Annotated in this window: 1 protein-coding gene; it reads left to right on the top strand. The window is 63.0% G+C overall.

The window, feature by feature from the left end:
* Window positions 1-139: 139 nt before the first annotated feature.
* Window positions 140-1069, top strand: a 930-nt coding sequence (locus PO883_RS34530) for a hypothetical protein (RefSeq protein WP_289313812.1), incomplete at its 3' end; no start/stop codon positions are given.

Below are 1069 nucleotides of genomic sequence, written 5' to 3'. Positions count from 1 at the left end.
GTGGTTCAAACGAGGGTAACACTTCGGGATCCGGCATCGGCTCTTGAGCGATACTGTTGCCCCATCATTTGAACCATCGCCACCTATGAATCCATCCGCTTGTCCGGCAGCCAGACTGCCCGAAGTTGACCGAAAGGAGATGGCCATCTTGGCGCTGGCGGGAACGGCGACGATCAGCGACCTGGCCGCGCAGCACGGCGTCAGCCGCAAGTTCGTCTACCAGCAGGCGGACAAGGCCAGCGTCGCGTTGGACGAAGTGTTCGCATCAGCGGCACCGGACGACGAGGTGCTGTTCGCGCTCCCGGTGACCAAGACATGGCTGCGCCAACTGACGCTGGGCTTGACCATGATTTGTCACAGCTCCTACCGTGGCGTCGTGGAATTGATGCGCGACCTGCTGGGCGTGGCCATCAGCGAGGGTACCGTTCACAATGTGCACCAGGCAGCCGCGCGACAAGCCGGCGCAATCAACCGTAGCCAGGACCTTTCGACGATTCGTGTCGGCCTGCACGACGAAATTTTCCAGGGATCGCAGCCCGTGCTCGCCGGCGTCGACGCCAGGTCGACCTACTGCTATCTGCTTGCCGCGGCCGAACATCGTGACGCCGACACCTGGGGTATTCATCTGCTCGACGCCTCAGAGCAGGGATTGAATCCCGATTACACGATCGCCGATGCGGGCCAGGGACTGCGCGCCGGGCAGAAGGCGGCTTGGGGCGACAAGCCCTGCCACGGCGACGTATTCCACATTCAGCATCAGTGCGAGGGGTTGGCCAACACGCTGGCCGGCATCGCCAAGGGGGCCAAGTCGCGGCGCAAAAAGCTGCAGACCAAGACCAGGAAAATGTATCAGGCCACGGATCTTGGCGACCGGATCGCGCTCGCCCTGCGGGCAGAAGCCGGAGCGCATGCGCTTGCCGGCGACATCCGGACACTCACCGCATGGCTCGCCCACGACGTCCTGGCATTGGCCGGTCCGAACCTGGAGATCCGGAAAGATCTGTTCGACTTCATCGTTGCCGAATTTAGCCGGCGCGAGTCCGACGATCCACGTCGTATCCGGCCGGTG

It is taken from the genome of Massilia sp. DJPM01 (genome assembly GCF_030348125.1).
Classification (GTDB): Bacteria; Pseudomonadota; Gammaproteobacteria; order Burkholderiales; family Burkholderiaceae_D; genus Telluria_A; species Telluria_A frigida.
This window is presented reverse-complemented; position numbering and strand designations above follow the sequence as displayed.